Raw genomic sequence first — 20,075 nt, forward strand, 5'->3', positions numbered from 1 at the left:
CATAAAACAGCCTCTATTCCATTTAGGAAATGCGCTGTAACCAATGGAAGAAGGGCAATACAGAAAATGCTAGGTGATAGATGTGCAAGTAACCTAAAGCTAAGCTTTTAAAGATATCGTTTCTAATAATATTAAATACAGGATATCTATGCCCTAACGGTCAGTAATGAGGATATAAAATTGAAATATAACAATGTCTAAAATAATTTCGCCCTAACGGGTGTTAAATACATAAATTTAAAACCTAAAAATCAATAGTTATTGGATGATTAAATCTAAAGAAAAATAATTGCCAACTATTACTTGACAGTAACTAACCATATATTACCTTTGATTTTTTATATATTATATGATATAATTTATTTCTCAAAAGATAATAAACGACTAAATCAGATGGTCGCATGTCTTTAATGGCATGAGGAAAGTCCGAGCTCCGTAGGGCAAAGGTGCTGGGTAACACCCAGTGGGGGCGACCCTAAGGATAGTGCAACAGAAATAAACCGCCTATTTTAATAATAGGTAAGGATGGAAAGGTGAGGTAAGAGCTCACCAGCAACTAGGCGACTAGTTGGCTCTGTAAACCCCATCTGGAGCAAGACCAAGCAGGGACAAATGGAGGTGGCTGCCCGCTGCCGTCCCGTAGGTAGGTCGCATGAACCTGTTGGTAACAATAGGTCTAGATAGATGACTGTCAGATACAGAACTCGGCTTATAGATTTAGTCGCATATTGTTAACATCTGCATTGTAGCAGATGTTATTTTTATTTTGTGACGGAATAAAAGAGGGGTTAGATTTATTTTAAACATTATAATATACAAATGAAAATTTACTTAGAATAAAATTAGTATCTGTAAAAATGCAAAAATAAAAATGTACCGTTGAGAGACAATTAGATAAAACAAACACAAAAACCAATACAATAGCAATACGATTCTCGATAATATCGAGAATCGTATTGCTATTTTGTTTAAATTGTTATATCATATATTAGAAATCAAATTACAAGGGGGATACTAAAAAATGAAAAGATTAATTGCTTTACTATTGATGTTAGTTTTAGCTATTTCAGTAGTTGGTTGTGGACCTAAGGAAGAAGAAGTTATTAAAATGGGATTTGTGCCTATGAAAGATGGGGACAAACTGATAGAATCTGTAGAACCATTGACAGAAATGTTATCTGATGAACTAGGCATAAAAGTAGAAGGATTTACTGCTACAAATTATGTTGGAGTAGTAGAAGGATTAGGTTCAGGACAAGTTGATTTTGGATTTATTCCACCTTTTGCTTATGTATTGGCAAATAGTGAAAGTGATGCAGAAGCTATATTAACATCATTAAACAAATCAGGAGAAGCAAACTACCGTTCACAGTTTATAGTAAGGAAGGATAGTGGTATAACTAGTTTTTCAGATATAAAGGGTAAAAAGGTAGCGTTTGTAGATCCATCTTCAACATCTGGATACTTATTTCCAGGAGCACATTTAATAAAAGAGGGAATAGACTTAGAAAATGATATAGAGTATGTATATGCTGGAGGACATGATAAGGCATTACAATTATTATTAAATGGTGATGTGGATGTGGCAACTACCTTTGTGGATTCAAGAGATAGATACAAGAAAGATTTTCCAGATGCTATGGAAAAAGCTGAAATATTAGGCTATACTGATTATATTCCAAATATATCTGTAACTATTAAAGGGGATATGGATAAAGAGCTTAAAGAAAAAATAAGAGCTGCATTGTTAAATATAGCAAAGAATGAAGAGGGGTCCACACTATTAAAAGATCTATTTAATATGTATGGATTTGAAGAGGCAACAGATAAAGACTATGATATTATAAGGGATACAGCAGAGACTATGGATATTGATTTAAAAGAGGCTAATTAGGAGTGAATACAATGCTTAAATCAGAAGGTTTAACTGTTTCTTATGATGGCAAAACATTGGCCATTGATGATATAAATATAGAAATTAAACAAGGAGAATTTGTAGGTATAATAGGTTCATCAGGAAGTGGCAAATCTACTTTATTAAAATCTATAAACTTATTGGTTAAACCCTCTAAAGGTAAGGTATATATAGATGATGTAGATATTACAAAACTAAATAATACTCAACTTAGGAATATAAGAAGACAGATAGGATTTGTTTTTCAAGATTACAACTTAATTGAAAAAGTTACTGTATTAGACAATGTACTGATAGGAAGACTTGGATATAAGTCTTCCCTAAAATCTTTTTTTGGCTTATTTAGTGATGAAGAATATGAAAGTGCAAGAAAAGCATTAATGCAAGTAGGCCTAAGTGAAAAGATATTTGAAAGAGCGGAAGAGCTAAGTGGAGGACAAAAACAAAGAGTAGCTATTGCTAAGACTCTTTGTCAGAGTCCAAAGATTATTTTGGCCGATGAACCAGTAGCAAGTTTAGATATAGCTACTTCGCAAAATATAATGAATTATTTTAAAGCTATTAACGATAATAAAAATATTACTATACTGATTAATCTTCATGATGTAAATTTGGCTAAGAAATATTGTCATAGGATCGTAGCTCTTAAAAAAGGTAAAATTCTTTATGATGGGAAAGCAGGTGATCTAAATAATGAACTCCTTAAAGAATTATACAGCTAAGAATAGATTACATAAAAGTTTATATTTTTTAGGAGCTATTATTATTTTGATTTTTCTCGGATTTAAAGTAGAGTTTGATTTTATAAGACTATATAAAGGGATTCCTAGTATGATTGACCTTTTTGTGAGGATGCTAAAGCCAAATACATCTTATGGTGTAGAAGTTTTTGACAAGTTAAATGAAACAATTCAAATAGCTATAGTATCATCTATAATAGGTGTATTGTTAGCATTGCCTTTTTCTCTTTTTATTGCAAATAATATTGCTCCAAATAAATATATAGGGACTATACTAAGTGGAGTATTTTCTTTTTTTAGAACTATACCAAGTCTAATATGGGCAGCAATTTTGGTAAGTATATTTAGTATAGGCAAATTTGCAGGAATAATTGCTCTCACTATTATTGCGTTTTTAATATCATTAAAATTATTTAGAGAATATATTGAAGCTATTAATGAAAATCAATTGAGTTCAATTAGATCAGTAGGTGCTAATGCTATACAAGTTTTAAGATATTGTGTTCTGCCTTATATATCTGAACTATCTGTTTCTATTTTTTTTATTGTACTTGAGACAAATATCCGTAGTGCAACTATTCTAGGGCTAGTAGGTGCTGGAGGAATAGGTCAGATTATGTGGAGAGATTTAAATCATCTTAGATATGATAATCTATCTACTTTAATATTGGTTTTATTTTTAACAATTTTAATTATAGATTTATTAAGTTTGTTTGTAAGAAAATATTTTATAAAAAAGACTATAAGATTTAGAGATATTAATACATATAGAAGGTTTAAAGTGTTTAAGATTTTTTATGTGCCAATCTTAGTGATATTATTGTTTTTATTTGCATTTAGTTCTTTAAATATTACTTATGATAGATTTGTATTAGGGATAGCACAGGGAAAGAATGTTATACTTAGAATGGTAAGAGTAGACATTACTTGCTTTTCTAAACTTATAGAAGGGATATTAGAAAGTTTTTTCATAGCTATATTTGCTACAATAGTAGGAGGATTATTGTCTTTAATTTTTTCATACTTAACAGCTTATAATACTTCACCTCATAAGGGAGTTTCTATATTTTTGAAGGGAATTATAAATATTTTAAGGACATTTCCCCCTATTATAACGGCAATAATATTTTTTAGAGGGGTAGGACCAGGACCTTTGGCTGGAGCTATGGCTCTTAGTATCTATACGACGGGGGTACTTACAAAAATGTATAGTGAAGTATTGGAAAGTGGAGAAAAGAATATACAAAATAGTATAATAACAACAGGAGCAACTAATTTCCAGTCTTATAGACATGGACTATTACCCCATACATTTTCAACCTTTGTTAGTTTAGCACTATATAGACTAGAATCAAATATTAGAAATTCAACTATTTTAGGAGTAATTGGTGCAGGAGGAATAGGTACTACCTTAGCTATGAATATAACATGGAGAAATTGGGAAAAAGTGGGCTTCCTACTTCTTGGTATATCTATAATGGTAATAATTATAGATAAATTAAGTCAATACTTAAGAAAGATATTTGCGTAAACCTATGATATATCCAAAATAGACTTGAATTAATTTATGCTATATAAAATTATAGCAGATAGTTTTACTGGAGATATTTAGTGAAATTGGATATGAAAAAAGCAATCCAATTTGAAATTTCATTAAAACAGTCGTTAACTTCCAATGATTTAAAAAAATATGGAGGTTAACGACTATTTTTTATACTAATTTTATCTAGAATTTTCGATACCAAAGCCTATAAGACTACCTAATATTATTAACATAAGTATTATTAACATAAGAACTCTATCATATTGTTTATTTTTTATATTTATTAGAAGAGCTTTTATACATAGGAAATATATACTTCCTACAATTATAATAGTATAGCTAAGAAGGCCATAATGACATATATACCAATCTAATATATTTGTAATGAAGTCTAATCTAGGCTCCAATGAATTTGACCACAATATTTCGCCTCCTAAAAATTGTTTATTATATTAAAACTTTTTCTTTTATCTTTGTAATTAGATGAGTTAATATAATTCCTAGGACTGCTGGCAATATCCAACCAAAACCACTATCAGCAAGAGGGAACATTTGGATAACCTTATTTATATAAGAGGTGTTAACACCCATTGCAGATAGACCATCTACTAGACTTACACAGAATGCTCCAATAGTTGCACCTAGATAAATGCGTTTATTTTGAATCAAGTTATCAAAAACATTAATAATTACTAATACAATTGCTATTGGATATACTATTTTTAAAATAGGATCGGCAAATACTACGATAGCTTCAACGCCTGTATTAGAAATGATTATACTTATTATAGTTGATATTATAATAGCAGTAGAGTATTTTACTTTATCTTTACTTAATTTATTGAAAAAATGTCCTACAGTTGCAGTAAGACTAACTGATGTTGTTAAACAAGCAGAATACACACATAATCCCAGTGCTACTTTTCCTAAACGACCTAATACTGCAGTAGTTATACTAGTTGTTAAAGCTGCTTTTTCTATATGTAGTGGGAAAATAGAACTACCTGTAGCTCCTAAATATAAAAGTCCTCCATAAACAATTCCTAAACCGATAGCTGCAATAAGACCTGTTTTTGCAACTACTTTGAATTGGTCTTTTTTATTTATTATACCTTTATTTTTTATATCATCAATTATTATACTACCAAAAACTATTGCAGCAAGTAAATCCATAGTTTGATATCCCTTTTCAAATCCTATGGAAAAAGGTTGAGATATTTGTGTATTTACAGGTATACCTATTGGAGTTGAAACACCTTTATAGATAATAATTGATATCATTATTAGGAGTATAGGTGTTAAAAATTTTCCAATAATATCCACAATGCCAGACGGCTTTATTGTTAGAAGTAAGGTTAATCCAAAAAAGATGATTGAACTCATAATTGGACCTATTGAAGATGAAAATGGTTTTACTCCTAATTCATAAGCAGTTGCTCCAATCCTAGGTGTAGCCAATAGTGGACCTATCAATAATATTATTATAGTACTAAATATTATGGCGAATTTGGAGCCAACTTTATTTAATAAACTGTCAATAGAGCCGCCAGATATGGCTATAGATAGTATTCCTAGTATAGGTAGACCTATACCAGTTAAAGAAAAACCTAATAGACTTGCTTTCCATTTTACTCCTGCTCCTAGGCCGATAGAGGGAGGAAAAATCAAATTTCCTGCGCCAAAAAACATTGCAAATAATGCAAAGCCAATAACTAAAATTTTTTTAGTGCCGAGTTTTTTCATTAGCCAACCTCCTTGAAAATTCAAAATATTTTTAAACAACCAAATATTATTATACCATAAATTATTGTAAAATTCTAAGAAATTAATATATTCTCACAATTGTTAAAAATATAGCAAAGTGGTTAGGGGTTGTAATATGTATATAATAAGGAATTTTAATAAAAGAAGCTCATTTTATATTAAAAAATGGAGATGTATCAGGAATATAAGACTTTATATTTTATATATAATCAAAAGGGGTTGTCAAAAGTTTAAAGATTATTGTTCAAAACACTGAAGGATATTAAATGGAAAGGATTCTAGCTGGTGTTACATTTGGTTTTATTTATAAAATCTCAGAAAATGTCAAAATTTGCGAAAGATTTATGAAGGAATTACCTACTTTTATGGAGAATATTGGAATAAAAGGAGGTATGATTATGATAAAAACACTAAATGATATTTTTGAAAAAATTATAAGTTTATCAGAAAAAAGAAGATTAATTAGAAAAAATATTAAAGAGAATTTTACATATATCATATCTAATAAACCAGATATAAAACTGAGAAAAACAGAGAAAGAATTAAAAAAATTACTAGAACAAATAGATTATGAGACGATAAAAATTATCCAGAATATAATATATTTGGGTAGAGATAGAGAATACGATATAGAATCTACATTAGAAGATATTTTCAGAAGTACTAAACGCAGTGTATCCAAATCAGAATATATCAATAAGAAAGTTGAAATAGAACATATACTTGAAAAATATTTATTAGATATACATTTAAAAAATGGACTTAAAATTTTGAATATAAATTATAAAACAAATAACAAAGAATACTGAAAGGAAAATGTTCTTTATTTATATAGCAAAAAAAACAACTCTACTGAAAACAGTAGAGTTTTGTAATTATTAAAGGGGACTTTGTTAGGTGTAGTAACATCGTCTAGATATATATTAATAAACAATTGTGTAGAAAATATGAACAATCTATGAATAAATAGAAAAAATTAAAGATATATAAAAAACATATTTTTATATGATTAAACATATATTAACAGGGTATGTTTATATACAGAGAGATAATACATAAAGTATTATAAAAGGAGGAGATAGTGTTGTCACAATATCATGAATCAGTAGAAAAATTAGATGAAAAGACTAAAGATTTTACAAGGGCATTAAATAGTTTAAAAGAAGAAATAGAGGCGGTAGATTGGTACAATCAGAGGGTGAATGCATCTTCAGATGAAAGTCTAAAGGCCATAATGGCACATAATAGGGATGAAGAGATAGAGCATGCATGTATGACAATAGAGTGGCTAAGGAGAAATATGGACGGATGGGATGCAGAATTAAGACAGTATCTATTTACAGAAGGTGATATTACTGAATTGGAAGAAGAACAAGGTGATGAAGGGTCCCAGAGCACAAAAAAAGGTCTTAATATAGGCGATTTGAAATAATCAAAAGGAGGAATAAAGATATGTTAAAAAGGGAATTAGCACCCATTACAGATAAAGTATGGGAAGAAATTGATGAAAGGGCATCAGATGTATTGAAGACTTTTCTTTCAGCAAGAAAGGTAGTAAAAGTAGAGGGCCCAAAAGGTTGGGATTATACAGCTATAGAAGATGGTAGGTTAAAAGGTGTAGATGTAGAAGAAGATGATATTTCTTTTGGAATATATGATATAAAGCCTTTAATTGAAACAAGAATGGAATTTGCATTAGATAGATGGGAGTTAGATAACCTTACTAGAGGAGCTAAAGACATAGATTTAGAGCCATTGGAAGATGCTGTTAAGAAGATTGCTATGTTTGAAGAGGATGCTGTATATAATGGCTTGGAAAAAGGTTCTATACAGGGGCTAGTAAATGAAGCAAATACTAAATTGAAGTTTGGTAAGAACAGTGCTGAAATTTTGGAAAATATATCTGAAGGTATATTAAATCTAAAGAAGGCGTATGCAGAAGGTCCATATACATTAGTAGTAGGTGAAGAAGCATTTAAAAGAATAAATTCAGAATCTAGTGGATATCCATTATTGAAAAGAATAGAGTCTTTGATAGGAGGTAATATAGTTCTTAGTCATGCATTAGATGGAGCTTTATTATTACCATTTGATCATGATGATTTAGAATTAACTGTAGGCAATGACTTTTCTATAGGATATCAAGCCCATGACATAAAAAAGATTAGATTTTTTATTACGGAATCTTTTACGTTCAGAGTTCTTGACCCCAACATAATTGTAAAATATAATATGTAATAGGGTGTAAAGCCCTCTTGCCATTTTGGTGAGAGGGCTTTTAAATTTTAACAGCGAAAAGAGGAGTGTAGAAATGAAAAGAACAATCGTATTTGTAATAATAATTTTACTATTATCTACAGCATTTATCGGGTGTCAAAGGAAAGAATTGACTGGAGATGAGAAGATAATTAAAGAATATGCATTGATGGTAAAAGATAATGTGGAACCTTTAGAGTTAATAAAATATGTAGATAAAAATATATCTAAAGTAAACGAGAAAAATGCAGATAGATTAATTATGGGAATAGAAAAAGCTAAGGAATTCCATATAGGAAGATATACCAGTATAGTATTTGATAAAGAAAGGCAAAAAAAATTGATAGCATTATTTCCAAATAAATTTGAATATAACAGGATAGAAGAGATTCAAGATGAAGGATTAAAGGAAGCTGTAGTAGAAATGTATAACGGAGGATATAAATTACAAAATATAGAAGGCGCATATTATCCTGCTCTAGATTATGAATATTTAAAAAAATATAATAAATATCTTTCTGGAGAAATAAACGACTATATAGAAATAATGGCTAAAGAAAGTGGCGAACAGGCTATTATAGAGGGACATAGAGCTGTGGATTGGGACGAATTAGAGTCTAGAACCATAAATGCTGAGAATTATATAAATAAGTATCCAGAGGCAGTCAGAAGGCCAGTCATTGGAGAAGTATTATTTCATTATCTTAAAGTTTATCTATTAGATGATGGCAAGGTTGATCTCGAAAATAATACAATTAAAACTGAAGTTATAAAAGAATATGAAAAGGTAATTGAAAATCATCCAAATATGGTTACAACAGAGATTTTAAAGGAATATGTTGATATAGTAAAGAAGAACAATTACAAAGTTACAAAAGATGTAGAAAATTATGAAAAAACATTTTATGTAAAAGGGTTAATGGATATAAATAAAAAGTTTGATTTAGACTAGAACAGAGTACCACCTAATATTTTGATTATATTATAATGTATATATAATATAAAATGGTGAATCTTATAATGTGTAAAATTATTAAAAACACCTGAGCTCAGGTGTTTTTAATAATTTTACACATTAAACCTAAATTCTACTACATCTCCATCTTTCATGATATAATCTTTGCCTTCCAGTCTTAATAATCCCTTTTCTTTAGCTTGGGGATAGCCGCCACATCCTTTTAATGCTTCGAAATCTATTACTTCTGCTCGGATGAATCCCCTTTCTATATCTGAGTGGATCTTGCCAGCTGCTTGAGGTGCCTTAGTCCCTTCCTTTATGGTCCAAGCCCTTACTTCTTTGGGACCTGCTGTCAAGAAGGATATAAGGCCTAATAATTTGTAACTGGCCTTTATAAGCTTGTCTAGTCCTGATTCTTTTAGCCCTAATTCATTTAGGAATTCCATTTTTTCATTGTCTTCTAATTCTGACACTTCAGCTTCTATTTTACCGCATAATGTTATAACTTCAGAGCCTTCTTTAGAGGCATGTGCCTTTACTTGTTTTACAAATTCATTATCGGTCTCTGAAATTATGTCTTCTTCGGAAATATTTGTAGCATATAGTACAGGTTTATTAGATAATAAATTTAATTGTTTTATAATTTTTTTCTCTTCTTCATCAAATTCTATGCTACGAACAGGATTGCCTTTTTCCAAGGTATCAACTATTATTTTTAATATCTCTAGTTCTTTTTTTAGGGATTTATCATTTTTAACTAATTTTTCTGTTTTAGCTAGTCTTTTACTCATTATTTCTAAATCTGACAATATAAGCTCAAGGTCTATAATCTCTATATCTCTAAGGGGATCTATGTTTCCTTCTACATGAGTTATGTTTTCATCTTCGAAACACCTTATGACATGTACTATAGCTTCAACCTCTCTTATATGTGACAAGAATTTATTTCCTAATCCTTCACCTTTACTAGCCCCTTTAACAAGGCCTGCTATATCGAAAAATTCAATTGCTGTAGGTACTTTTTTAGCGGCATTAAACATTTTTTCTAATACATCTAACCTTTCGTCTGGTACTGAAACAACTCCCACATTGGGTTCTATGGTACAAAAGGGATAATTGGCCGATTCAGCCCCTGCCGATGTAATTGCATTAAACAAAGTACTTTTTCCTACGTTTGGTAAACCTACTATTCCTAATTTCATATATTTGTATCTTCCTTTCAATATTATTTATAATTTACAACTTTAATTATATTATAATTTCAAATCAGTAGTTATTGATCAATAACTATCAACTATATAATATATAACAGATTAAATTATACATCAACACTGGATTGTATTCAACTTAACCTATTCTTAACATTTCATTAACAATATCACAACACATATATTGGTTATTGCTGGTATAATCATTTTTGAAGTTAGGAAATTAAATTAATTGTATGAAAGGGGACATAAAATGAAATCTTTAAGAAATTCAAAAATGATAATTTTAGTGATGGTGTTATTGCTTTCAATTTCAGTATTTGTAGGATGTAGTGGTGAAAATGATAGTAATGGTAATGATGGTCAGGAGCAGTCTTCAGATAACGGTGAAGGTGGTAAAACTGGTGGCGAATCTGATGGGTTAGAAGGTACTATTTCAATAGCAGGGTCTACATCAGTTACACCCCTTGCAGAAAAATTAGCTGCTGCATTTATGGAAGCAAATCCAAATGTTAAGATTGATGTACAGGGCATAGGTTCATCTGCTGGTGTTAAAGCATCTAATGAAGGGGCAGCAGATATAGGAATGGCATCAAGAAATTTAAAAGAAGCAGAAAAAGAATGGGGATTGACTGAACATATAATAGCCTATGATGGTATAGCAGTAGTTGTACATCCAAGTAATGATGTTGAAGGTTTAGATAAAGAAATGATAACAAAGATATTTAAAGGTGAAATAAAAAATTGGAAAGAAGTTGGAGGAAAAGATGATGAAATTTTAGTTGTAAGTCGTGAAGCTGGTTCTGGAACTAGAGGTGCTTTTGAGGGAATAATGGATTTGGAAGAAAAAAATGATGACGGCAAAAAGATAAGTGCTGTAAGACAAGATGCATTGATAGCTGAAGGAAATGGAGCTGTAAGACAAAACATAGCAGGTAAAGAAAATGCCATAGGATATATTTCGTTATCATATATGAATGAATCTGTTAAAGGAGTTAAAGTAGAGGGTGTTGAACCTACTGTGGAAAAAATATTAGCTGGAGAATATAAAGTGTCAAGACCATTTTTGATGTTAACTAAAGGAGATATGAATCAACTAGTTAAAGCATATATGGATTTTGTAATGAGTGATGAGGGACAAGAAATAGTGTCAGAAAAGGGTATACCAGTTAAATAGATTTATACTGACTAATAGTTTTAGTTTAAGATAGAGGGGCGAAATCGTCCCTCTTACTGTCAAGTATACTAAGAAATTATATTCAGGACATTTGCTGGAGGGATGTGTTATGTTGCAAGGTGAAAACATAATATTAAACGATGATAATAGAGATAATATGGATGAAACTAATATGAAAGAAAATAAAAAGAATATTGATTATATGGGTGAAAACAAGAAGAATTCATTGTTAGAAAAAATAGTGGAAATAATATTTTTTCTAAGTGCATGTGTAGCAATAATAAGTATAGGTACTATAACCATATTTATATTTATAAAAGGAAGTCCTGCCATTTTCAAGATAGGTATTAAGGATTTTGTATTGGGAAAAGAATGGCAACCTATGGCCGATATATATGGCATATTTCCCATGATTATAGCATCGGTTTATGCTACTTTGGGGGCTATAGTGATAGGGGTGCCAATAGGATTGTTTACAGCTATTTTTATAGCCGAATTGGCACCACCATGGCTTGTGAAAATAGTTCGTCCAGCAGTAGAACTTTTAGCAGGTATACCTTCCGTTGTATATGGTTTTTTTGGATTGATAGTTATTGTACCAATGATAGACAAATATTTTGGTGGTGGAGGAAATAGTCTGTTAGCTGCTTCTATAATACTTGGGGTTATGATTTTACCTACTATTGTGAGCATATCTGAAACATCTATAAGGGCAGTACCCAATGAATATAAAGAAGGCTCTCTTGCAATGGGTGCATCTCATATACAGACTATATTTAAAGTAATAATACCAGCAGCTAAATCTGGTATACTGGCAGCAGTTGTATTAGGTATAGGAAGAGCTATTGGAGAAACCATGGCAGTTATTCTAGTTGCAGGTAATACGCCTATGATACCTGGATCTTTATTAGATAGAGTTAGACCTATGACGGCTAATATAGCATTGGAGATGGGATATGCATTTGGACTTCATCAAGAGGCCCTTTTTGCCACAGGTGTAATACTATTTATATTTATTATGATTTTAAATATAATTTTAAACATGGTAACTTATAGGGCAGGTGAAAAATAATGGAAATTAGAAAAATAAAGGATGGTATAACTAAGAGTATTATATGGTCAGCAGCGATATTAACTGTAGGTATACTTGTATGGATAATATCTTATATTGTTATAAATGGAATATCAGAGATAGATATAGAATTTCTAACCACAGCACCAGTAGCAGAAGAGGGTGGGATATTTCCTATGATTTTTATAACAATATATATTATACTAATAACTATTGCCATAGCAACACCTATAGGCATATTTGCAGCAATATATTTAGTTGAATATGCAAAGCCTGGTAAGATAGTTAGAACTATAAGGTTTGCTACTGAGAGTTTGGCGGGGATACCTTCTGTAATATTTGGACTTTTTGGGATGTTATTTTTTGTTACTACATTAAAATTTAGTTGGTCCATAATGTCGGGGGCTTTAACCCTTAGTATTATGGTACTACCTACAATAATTCGGACCACAGAAGAAGCATTAAAATCAGTGCCAAATTCTTATAGAGAAGGAAGTTTGGCGTTGGGTGCATCTAAACTTAGGACTATAACATTTGCTGTATTACCCAGTGCTATACCTGGGATATTAACTGCTGTAATACTAAGTGTAGGAAGAATAGTGGGAGAAACAGCAGCCGTCTATTTTACTGCTGGTACTGTGGCTAGGATGCCTGGTTCGGTGATGGAATCAGGTAGAACATTGGCTGTGCATTTATATATATTGGCGAAAGAAGCATTATCATTTAGTAAGGCTTTTGCAACCGCTACTATCTTGATAGCAGTGGTGCTAATTATAAATATTATAACTAATATGTTGGCTTCTAAATTAAACAAAACTGGTGTTTAAGATTTTATAGGGGTGAGAAAATGACTGAAAATAAAATAACTGTTAGAGATTTAAATCTTTTTTATGGAGATTTTCAAGCACTTAAGAATATAAATATTGATATAGATAAAAATAAAATAACAGCATTAATAGGACCCTCTGGTTGTGGTAAGTCTACTTTTTTAAAGACTTTAAATAGAATGAATGATCTTGTAGAGGGAGTAAAAATAACTGGAGATGTGTTAATTGATGGACATGATATATATAAGAATATAGATGTTATAAAGTTGAGAAAAAGGGTTGGGATGGTATTTCAAAAGCCAAATCCATTTCCCATGAGTATATATGATAATATAGCATATGGGCCTAGGGCTCATGGAATTAAAAGGAAGTCTGTATTAGATGAAATAGTTGAAAAGAGTCTAAGGGATGCAGCTATATGGGATGAAGTTAAAGATAGGTTAAAGAAAAATGCATTGGGTATGTCAGGAGGTCAGCAACAGAGGCTATGTATAGCTAGAGCATTGGCAGTGGAACCTGATGTATTATTAATGGATGAACCAACATCTGCACTTGATCCTATAGCCACAGCTAGAATAGAAGAGCTTACAGAGGAATTAAAGGAAAAGTATACTATAGTTATAGTTACCCATTCTATGCAGCAAGCAGGGAGAATATCTGATAATACAGCATTCTTCTTATTAGGAGAATTAATAGAATTTAGTGAAACAGCTAAGATTTTTTCCAATCCAAGTGATAAAAGGACAGAAGATTATATAACAGGAAGATTTGGTTAACGGGGAGGTATGAAGCATTGAGAAGAAATTTTGATTATCAATTACAAGAATTACAGGAAATGCTATTAAAAATGGGTGCATTGGTTGAAAATATAATAGAGCTTGCTATAGATTCATTAGTTAAACAAGATGTAGAAATGGCAGATAGAGTGATAATTCTAGATGACAAAGCAGATAAAATGGAAGTAGAGATAGAAATAAAATGTCTTGAACTTATTGCATTACAACAACCTAAGGCAAAAGACTTAAGAAAAATAAGTTCTATTTTAAAAATAATAACAGATTTAGAAAGAATAGGAGACCATGGAGTAAATATTTCTAAGGCAACAAAAAAAATGTCCAATGAGAAATATATAAAACCGTTGATAGACATCCCTAAAATGGCAAATCATGCTAAAATGATGATAAAAAAAAGTTTAGATAGTTTTGTAAAAGAAGATGTAAAATTAGCTGAAGGAGTCGCTAACACAGATGATATAGTAGATGATATATATGAGTCAATGTATGTGGAATTATTAGAAATGTTGAGTAAGGACAAAAGTATTATGAATCAAGTGATAGATTTATTGTTTATAGGAAGATATATTGAACGAATTGCTGATCATACAACTAATATATGTGAAAGAGTAATATATATGGTAACAAGTGAAAGGGTTGAATTTTAAAAAAGAAGTAATAAAAAGTGAAAAATAAGAAACAATAAATATGGGAGGTGTGAAATTTGCAAAAGAGAAGTCTATTTACCCTAATAATATTTATTGTTTCTTTTTCTTTGATGGCTTGTCAACCAGCAGAAAAGCCTAACTTACCTGATAACAATAACACCAATGACATAGGAAGATACAATAATAACAATAACAACATGAATAACAATATGAATAATGATATGAATATGGATAATAATATGTCTGCTAGGGCTGAAAACATAGCTGATAGTGTAGTTGATATAGCAGGTGTAGATGATGCAACTGTTGTTATTACAGGAGATACTGCATTGGTAGGTGTAGATATAGCTGGAAATGATAATGGAGAGGTAACGGATAAGTTAAAAAGAAGTATAATTAATGTAGTAAAAAAAGTAGATAACAGAATAGACAATGTGATTGTGACTGCTTCTCCTGATTTTTTTGATAGAATAGATAATATAGCAAGAGATATAAAAAGAGGAAAACCTCTATCAGGATTTGTAGATGAAGTAAACGAAATAATTAGAAGGGTAGCTCCTACTGCAGATTAACAAAAAATCCAGTCTTAAGACTGGATTTTTTTGTTTTTAAGAACTCTTTTGTGAAAAATTATTTTAAATATTAAATATCGGGTATAATAGAACTATTATAGATATAAATATAAATTAATATTTTAATTTAAATATAAAGTTGGAGGTATAAAATATGGCAGATATTATACGAAGAGAAATTGATAATGCTGTAAATGTAAACATAATTAATTCTCAAAAATTCAAATCACAATTGATAAGTATCCATATAGCAAGACCACTTTCAAAGAAAGAGGTTACATTGAATGCTTTAATACCTTATGTATTGAAAAGAGGTACAAAAAATTTTAATAGAGCTATAGATATAGAACGGAAACTAGAAGAATTATATGGTTCTCAAATGATTTCTACTATAGATAAGAAGGGAGAGAAACAGATTTTAACCTTTGCTATAGAAGGTCCTTTAGATCAATTTGTAAAAGCAGAAGGAATGCTTCTAGAGAGTATAAAGTTGATAAATGATATAGTAAATAATCCTTATATTTTATCAAATGAATTTAAAGATACTTATGTTGAACAAGAGAAAAAAAATCTTATGAATAGAATACAAGGAAGAATAAATAATAAAAAGCGATATGCAGTAGATAGATGTATAGAAGAAATGTGCAAAAATGAATCATATAGTTTGTATAAATATGGATATGTACAGGATTTAAAAGATATAAATGGCAAAAAATTATATGAACATTATAAAGAGATTATGGCAACTAGCCCCATAGAAATAAGTGTTGTGGGAAATGTTGATGTAGATGATACTATAAAACTATTAAAAGAAAATCTAAAGTTCGAGAGAGAAAATATAATTGAAATACCTAAAGAGGTTATAAAAAAAGAAGTTAAGACTAAAAATATGGTAACAGAAGAAATGGATATAAACCAAGGGAAAATAACTATGGGATTTAGAACAAATATAGATTATAAAGATGAACTCTACGAGCCTTTTTTGATAGCTAATAATATATTAGGAGGAGGACCCAATTCTAAACTATTTTTAAATGTGAGAGAGAAAGAGAGTCTCGCCTACTATATAAATTCTAGAACGTATAAATACAAGGGAATAATGTTAATATCAGGTGGAATTGATTTTGATAAATTTGATAAATCAATTGACATAATAAAAGAACAAGTAGAGGCACTTAAAAAAGGGAATTTCAGTGATGATGATATAGATCAAGCTAAAAAAGCCTTAATTACATCTATTCAGTCTATGACAGATAGTAATTATTCTATTTCTGATTTTTATGTAAGTCGAGCACTTTCTAAAGATAAAAAGGATATCTCTGAGATTATAAACAATATTAAAAATACAAATAGAGATAAAATAATTGAAGCTGTTAGCAAATTAAGCCTAGATACTATATACTTTTTAAAAAGCAAAGAAGAAAATGCTGAAGGGAGGAATATAAATGGAAATTAAAGAATTAGCAAGTGATAGACTAGAGGAAAAAATAAGAGAAGTACAATTAGATAATGGGCTTAAGTTATTTTATATGCCTAAAAAGGGATTTAGTAAAAAGTATGCTATATTTACTACCAAATATGGCTCCAATGACAATAGATTTGTACCTTTAGGAAAAGATGAGTTTGAAGATGTTCCTGAGGGTATAGCCCATTTTCTAGAACACAAACTTTTTGAAGAACCTGAAGGCAATATTTTCAATGAATTTTCAAAATTGGGCTCATATGTTAATGCATTTACTAACTTTAATCAGACAGCGTATTTATTTTCATGTACAGAAAATTTCTATGAGAATTTAAGCCTATTAATAAAATTTGTTCAAAATCCTTATTTTACAGATGAAAATGTTAATAAAGAAAAGGGGATAATTGAACAAGAAATAAAAATGTATGATGATGAGCCTGGATGGAAGGTATTTTTTAATTGTCTCAAAGGTATGTATAAAAAACATCCAGTAAGAATTGATATAGCTGGGACAGTTGAATCTATAAATAAAATAACTAAGGAAACATTATATAAGTGCTATAATACCTTTTATCATCCCAGTAATATGATTCTATTTATGATTGGAGATTTAGATTTTGAGAAGTCTATTGATAAAATAATGAATGTTATGAAGGAAAGTCCTTCTAATAATGTTAAGGAAATAAAAAGATTCTATTCTAAAGAACCTAAAGAGATAAACGAAAAGTATATAGAAGAATCATTGGCAGTATCAGTGCCTCTTTTTAATATGGGGTTTAAAGATTTAGACATAGGTACTGATGGGACAGAATTGTTGAAAAGAAATATAGAAACAGAAATATTGCTAGAGATGTTGTTTGGTAGCAGTACAGAATTCTATCAATATTTATATGATAGTGGATTGATAGATAATAGCTTTGGATTCCAGTATGTTGGACATAAGGACTATGGGCATTCTATTATAGGTGGCCAATCAGAGGATCCTAACAAGGTATCTGAAGAGATACTTAAATATGTAGAGAAATTAAAGCTTGAAGGATTAAAAGAAGAATTATTTATTAGAATGAAGAATAAACTTATGGGTTATCATATAATGGATTTCAATTCTTTAGAGAACATAGCCAATGGATTTGCGTCTTATTATTTTGACAATATATCATTATTTGACTATATATATATATTAGAAAAAATTACATTAAAGGATGTAGAAAATAGGCTAAAAGCTCATTTGACCAAAGATAACTACACTTTATCTATTATATATCCAAGGAAAGATATATAGTTAGATTTAGTTAGTGTAAAAAAAGGAAATGTAGTAAGAAAATTATTTATATTATTTAAAAACTATGATATTATATAAAATGGGCTGCTAGGGCGTTTCTTAGTAGCTCAATTATTTGATTTTTTAGGAGGTAAAAGTATTGGAACCAGTAGCTTTTGAAATATTTGGTATATCTATAAGGTGGTATGGTATATTAATATCCTTAGGTCTTTTATTAGGAGCTATACTAGCTATAAAAGAATGTAAAAGAATAGGGTTTAATGAAGAAAAATTAATAGATCTTTTATTATTTGCTGTACCTGCAGCAATAATAGGAGCCCGTTTATACTATGTAATATTTTCTTGGGAATATTATAGATGGGATTTTATGAAAATTATTAACATAAGGGGTGGAGGATTGGCAATTCATGGAGGAATAATTGCCAGTGTATTGACTGCAATTATATTTTGTAAAATTAAAAAAATTGATTTCTGGTTAATTGCAGATATAACTGCACCTAGTATTATATTAGGTCAAGCTATAGGAAGATGGGGAAATTTTATAAATAAAGAGGCATATGGAACACCTACAGATCTGCCTTGGGCTATACTAGTAGATGGGCAAAGGGTTCATCCAACATTTTTGTATGAATCTTTATGGAATTTGTTGATTTTTTTCTTTTTGATTTGGTATAGAAAAAATAAAAAACAATTTAATGGAGAAGTATTTTTATTGTATTTATCTCTATATTCTGTGGGAAGGTTCTTTATAGAAGGTCTGAGGATAGACAGTCTAATGTTGGGACCTCTTAGAGTGGCTCAAGTTATAAGCTTGATAATTATATTATTATCTACTGCTATTTTTATATATAAAAAAAGAGTTAAAAGTCTATAAATGTAAAGGAAATTATAAAAAAAGAAGTATGCTAGAGAAATATGGTGTCAAATCTTAAAAAATACTGTAAAAGAAAAAAGTGGATAATTGACTATTTTTGGATGATATAATACAATATATATACCATTTGAGGGGAGGTCTTAAATTATGACATTAATGGACAAGATTGACGAATTAAGAGACAAGCTTAATAAGTCTATAGAGTGTGAAGACAATTTTGAGGAACTGTATGAATTAAGTAAGAGGCTTGATAAATTAATAGTATCTTATTATGCTAATAAAAATAATAAGATGTCAAGCTAAAGAAACTCCCCACTTTAAACCACTTGTAAATTAGAAAAATTTTAATAGTAATTTTTTGTTTATCAGACTAAATGCCTATTGTTTTTTAAAAATATAGGTATTTGGTCTGTATTTTTTTGCAAAAAAAATTTTTTTATTATTTAAAGAAGGATTTTAGATTACCACTATAGAATAGGAATAATGTAAGTGGTTTAAAGTGGGGGAAAGTGGTATAAAGACCATGTCAGTGGGGTGGGTTGTATGTTTATTGGAGAGTATCAGCATTCTTTAGATACTAAGGGCAGAGTCATAATTCCATCTAAATTCAGAGATGAATTAGGGGATGTATTTGTTATGACTAAAGGACTAGATAACTGTCTTTTTGTTTATCCTATGGAAGAATGGAATATTTTACAAAACAAACTTAAGACTTTACCTCTTACTAAAAAAGATGCTAGGGCATTTGTTAGATTTTTCTTTTCTGGAGCTACTGAATGTCAATTAGATAAACAGGGAAGAATATTGGTACCTTCAAATTTAAGGAAACATAGTGACATTACTAAAGAAGTGGTAATTATAGGTGTGTCAAACAGATTAGAATTATGGGATAGGGAAAGATGGGATGAATATAATACAGATGCAGATTTGAATTATGAAAGTATCGCAGAAAAGATGGTGGAATTAGGAATATGAGTTTAAGAG

Annotated in this window: 21 protein-coding genes and 1 other RNA gene; 19 read left to right on the forward strand and 3 right to left on the reverse strand. The window is 29.9% G+C overall.

Annotated features, from left to right (window positions below; all coding sequences use genetic code 11):
* Positions 1-381 precede the first annotated feature (381 nt).
* The 4 genes from rnpB (at position 382) to phnE (ending at position 4,186) form a co-directional block, all read left to right on the forward strand.
* Positions 382-728, forward strand: an RNA gene (gene rnpB / locus Q326_RS17945) — RNase P RNA component class A.
* A 293-nt stretch (positions 729-1,021) separates the two neighbouring features.
* Positions 1,022-1,894, forward strand: a complete 873-nt coding sequence (locus Q326_RS0109450; RefSeq protein ID WP_026895166.1) for a phosphate/phosphite/phosphonate ABC transporter substrate-binding protein — start codon at positions 1,022-1,024, stop codon at positions 1,892-1,894.
* An 11-nt stretch (positions 1,895-1,905) separates the two neighbouring features.
* Complete coding sequence (gene phnC / locus Q326_RS0109455; RefSeq protein WP_026895167.1) at positions 1,906-2,637, forward strand: phosphonate ABC transporter ATP-binding protein; 732 nt, start codon at positions 1,906-1,908, stop codon at positions 2,635-2,637.
* Positions 2,609-4,186, forward strand: a complete 1,578-nt coding sequence (phnE, locus tag Q326_RS0109460) for a phosphonate ABC transporter, permease protein PhnE (RefSeq protein WP_034601796.1) — start codon at positions 2,609-2,611, stop codon at positions 4,184-4,186. Before phnC ends, phnE begins: the two co-directional genes overlap by 29 nt.
* A gap of 191 nt (positions 4,187-4,377) precedes the next feature.
* Here phnE and Q326_RS0109470 read toward each other — a convergent pair whose 3' ends face one another.
* Positions 4,378-4,620, reverse strand: coding sequence for a hypothetical protein (locus Q326_RS0109470; RefSeq protein WP_026895169.1), 243 nt, complete (start codon positions 4,618-4,620; stop codon positions 4,378-4,380).
* Between the two features lie 25 nt (positions 4,621-4,645).
* Complete coding sequence (gene brnQ / locus Q326_RS0109475) at positions 4,646-5,941, reverse strand: branched-chain amino acid transport system II carrier protein (protein ID WP_026895170.1); 1,296 nt, start codon at positions 5,939-5,941, stop codon at positions 4,646-4,648.
* 287 nt (positions 5,942-6,228) lie between these two features.
* Here brnQ and Q326_RS0109480 point away from each other — a divergent pair, with 287 nt between their 5' ends.
* From Q326_RS0109480 to Q326_RS0109495, 4 genes are all read left to right on the forward strand, one after another.
* Positions 6,229-6,771, forward strand: coding sequence for a DUF3775 domain-containing protein (locus tag Q326_RS0109480; RefSeq protein WP_026895171.1), 543 nt, complete (start codon positions 6,229-6,231; stop codon positions 6,769-6,771).
* A gap of 272 nt (positions 6,772-7,043) precedes the next feature.
* A complete protein-coding gene (locus Q326_RS0109485) occupies positions 7,044-7,394 on the forward strand; it encodes an encapsulin-associated ferritin-like protein (protein ID WP_205687667.1) in 351 nt (116 codons plus the stop codon).
* 20 nt (positions 7,395-7,414) lie between these two features.
* On the forward strand, positions 7,415-8,200 hold the full coding sequence (locus Q326_RS0109490; protein ID WP_026895173.1) for a family 1 encapsulin nanocompartment shell protein: 786 nt from the start codon (positions 7,415-7,417) through the stop codon (positions 8,198-8,200).
* 73 nt (positions 8,201-8,273) lie between these two features.
* A complete protein-coding gene (locus Q326_RS0109495; RefSeq protein ID WP_026895174.1) occupies positions 8,274-9,170 on the forward strand; it encodes a hypothetical protein in 897 nt (298 codons plus the stop codon).
* Positions 9,171-9,286: 116 nt separating this feature from the next.
* Here the strand turns inward: Q326_RS0109495 and ychF are convergent, their stop codons facing one another.
* Positions 9,287-10,378, reverse strand: a complete 1,092-nt coding sequence (gene ychF / locus Q326_RS0109500; protein WP_026895175.1) for a redox-regulated ATPase YchF — start codon at positions 10,376-10,378, stop codon at positions 9,287-9,289.
* A 259-nt stretch (positions 10,379-10,637) separates the two neighbouring features.
* Here ychF and Q326_RS0109505 point away from each other — a divergent pair, with 259 nt between their 5' ends.
* From Q326_RS0109505 to mraZ, 11 genes are all read left to right on the forward strand, one after another.
* The gene (locus tag Q326_RS0109505; RefSeq protein WP_026895176.1) at positions 10,638-11,561 is read left to right on the forward strand and encodes a phosphate ABC transporter substrate-binding protein; all 924 of its coding nucleotides are present in this window, start codon (positions 10,638-10,640) and stop codon (positions 11,559-11,561) included.
* 109 nt (positions 11,562-11,670) lie between these two features.
* A complete protein-coding gene (gene pstC, locus Q326_RS0109510; RefSeq protein ID WP_250160331.1) occupies positions 11,671-12,633 on the forward strand; it encodes a phosphate ABC transporter permease subunit PstC in 963 nt (320 codons plus the stop codon).
* Positions 12,633-13,460 (forward strand): phosphate ABC transporter permease PstA, encoded by an 828-nt coding sequence (pstA, locus tag Q326_RS0109515; protein WP_026895178.1) that lies wholly within the window; start codon positions 12,633-12,635, stop codon positions 13,458-13,460. Before pstC ends, pstA begins: the two co-directional genes overlap by 1 nt.
* A 20-nt stretch (positions 13,461-13,480) precedes the next feature.
* Positions 13,481-14,236 (forward strand): phosphate ABC transporter ATP-binding protein PstB, encoded by a 756-nt coding sequence (gene pstB, locus Q326_RS0109520; RefSeq protein WP_026895179.1) that lies wholly within the window; start codon positions 13,481-13,483, stop codon positions 14,234-14,236.
* Positions 14,237-14,253: 17 nt separating this feature from the next.
* Positions 14,254-14,901, forward strand: a complete 648-nt coding sequence (phoU, locus tag Q326_RS0109525; protein ID WP_026895180.1) for a phosphate signaling complex protein PhoU — start codon at positions 14,254-14,256, stop codon at positions 14,899-14,901.
* Positions 14,902-14,957: 56 nt separating this feature from the next.
* Entirely contained in the window at positions 14,958-15,473 is a 516-nt protein-coding gene (locus Q326_RS17075) for a YhcN/YlaJ family sporulation lipoprotein (protein ID WP_051531352.1), read from the forward strand.
* A gap of 154 nt (positions 15,474-15,627) precedes the next feature.
* Positions 15,628-16,929, forward strand: a complete 1,302-nt coding sequence (gene yfmF / locus Q326_RS0109535; RefSeq protein WP_034601798.1) for an EF-P 5-aminopentanol modification-associated protein YfmF — start codon at positions 15,628-15,630, stop codon at positions 16,927-16,929.
* Positions 16,919-18,217: an EF-P 5-aminopentanol modification-associated protein YfmH gene (gene yfmH / locus Q326_RS0109540; RefSeq protein WP_156936289.1), complete on the forward strand. Its 1,299-nt coding sequence runs from the start codon at positions 16,919-16,921 to the stop codon at positions 18,215-18,217. The genes yfmF and yfmH overlap by 11 nt, the downstream gene beginning before the upstream one ends.
* A gap of 139 nt (positions 18,218-18,356) precedes the next feature.
* Positions 18,357-19,091, forward strand: coding sequence for a prolipoprotein diacylglyceryl transferase (gene lgt / locus Q326_RS0109545; RefSeq protein WP_026895183.1), 735 nt, complete (start codon positions 18,357-18,359; stop codon positions 19,089-19,091).
* Between the two features lie 147 nt (positions 19,092-19,238).
* Positions 19,239-19,394, forward strand: coding sequence for an aspartyl-phosphate phosphatase Spo0E family protein (locus Q326_RS18225; protein WP_084489602.1), 156 nt, complete (start codon positions 19,239-19,241; stop codon positions 19,392-19,394).
* Positions 19,395-19,634: 240 nt separating this feature from the next.
* A complete protein-coding gene (gene mraZ, locus Q326_RS0109555) occupies positions 19,635-20,066 on the forward strand; it encodes a division/cell wall cluster transcriptional repressor MraZ (RefSeq protein ID WP_026895184.1) in 432 nt (143 codons plus the stop codon).
* The last annotated feature ends 9 nt before the right edge of the window (positions 20,067-20,075 follow it).

This window comes from Clostridiisalibacter paucivorans DSM 22131, assembly GCF_000620125.1.
Taxonomy (GTDB): domain Bacteria; phylum Bacillota; class Clostridia; order Tissierellales; family Clostridiisalibacteraceae; genus Clostridiisalibacter; species Clostridiisalibacter paucivorans.

Excerpts from the sequence above, each read along its gene's own strand:
- pstC (WP_250160331.1), top strand. The coding sequence starts at position 11,671 with ATGTTGCAAGGTGAAAACATAATATTAAACGATGATAATAGAGATAAT.
- phnE (WP_034601796.1), top strand. The coding sequence starts at position 2,609 with ATGAACTCCTTAAAGAATTATACAGCTAAGAATAGATTACATAAAAGT.
- ychF (WP_026895175.1), bottom strand. The coding sequence starts at position 10,378 with ATGAAATTAGGAATAGTAGGTTTACCAAACGTAGGAAAAAGTACTTTG.
- pstB (WP_026895179.1), top strand. The coding sequence starts at position 13,481 with ATGACTGAAAATAAAATAACTGTTAGAGATTTAAATCTTTTTTATGGA.
- Q326_RS0109490 (WP_026895173.1), top strand. The coding sequence starts at position 7,415 with ATGTTAAAAAGGGAATTAGCACCCATTACAGATAAAGTATGGGAAGAA.
- Q326_RS18225 (WP_084489602.1), top strand. The coding sequence starts at position 19,239 with ATGACATTAATGGACAAGATTGACGAATTAAGAGACAAGCTTAATAAG.
- Q326_RS0109480 (WP_026895171.1), top strand. The coding sequence starts at position 6,229 with ATGGAAAGGATTCTAGCTGGTGTTACATTTGGTTTTATTTATAAAATC.
- yfmH (WP_156936289.1), top strand. The coding sequence starts at position 16,919 with ATGGAAATTAAAGAATTAGCAAGTGATAGACTAGAGGAAAAAATAAGA.
- mraZ (WP_026895184.1), top strand. The coding sequence starts at position 19,635 with ATGTTTATTGGAGAGTATCAGCATTCTTTAGATACTAAGGGCAGAGTC.
- Q326_RS0109450 (WP_026895166.1), top strand. The coding sequence starts at position 1,022 with ATGAAAAGATTAATTGCTTTACTATTGATGTTAGTTTTAGCTATTTCA.
- brnQ (WP_026895170.1), bottom strand. The coding sequence starts at position 5,941 with ATGAAAAAACTCGGCACTAAAAAAATTTTAGTTATTGGCTTTGCATTA.
- yfmF (WP_034601798.1), top strand. The coding sequence starts at position 15,628 with ATGGCAGATATTATACGAAGAGAAATTGATAATGCTGTAAATGTAAAC.
- phnC (WP_026895167.1), top strand. The coding sequence starts at position 1,906 with ATGCTTAAATCAGAAGGTTTAACTGTTTCTTATGATGGCAAAACATTG.
- Q326_RS0109505 (WP_026895176.1), top strand. The coding sequence starts at position 10,638 with ATGAAATCTTTAAGAAATTCAAAAATGATAATTTTAGTGATGGTGTTA.
- pstA (WP_026895178.1), top strand. The coding sequence starts at position 12,633 with ATGGAAATTAGAAAAATAAAGGATGGTATAACTAAGAGTATTATATGG.
- Q326_RS0109495 (WP_026895174.1), top strand. The coding sequence starts at position 8,274 with ATGAAAAGAACAATCGTATTTGTAATAATAATTTTACTATTATCTACA.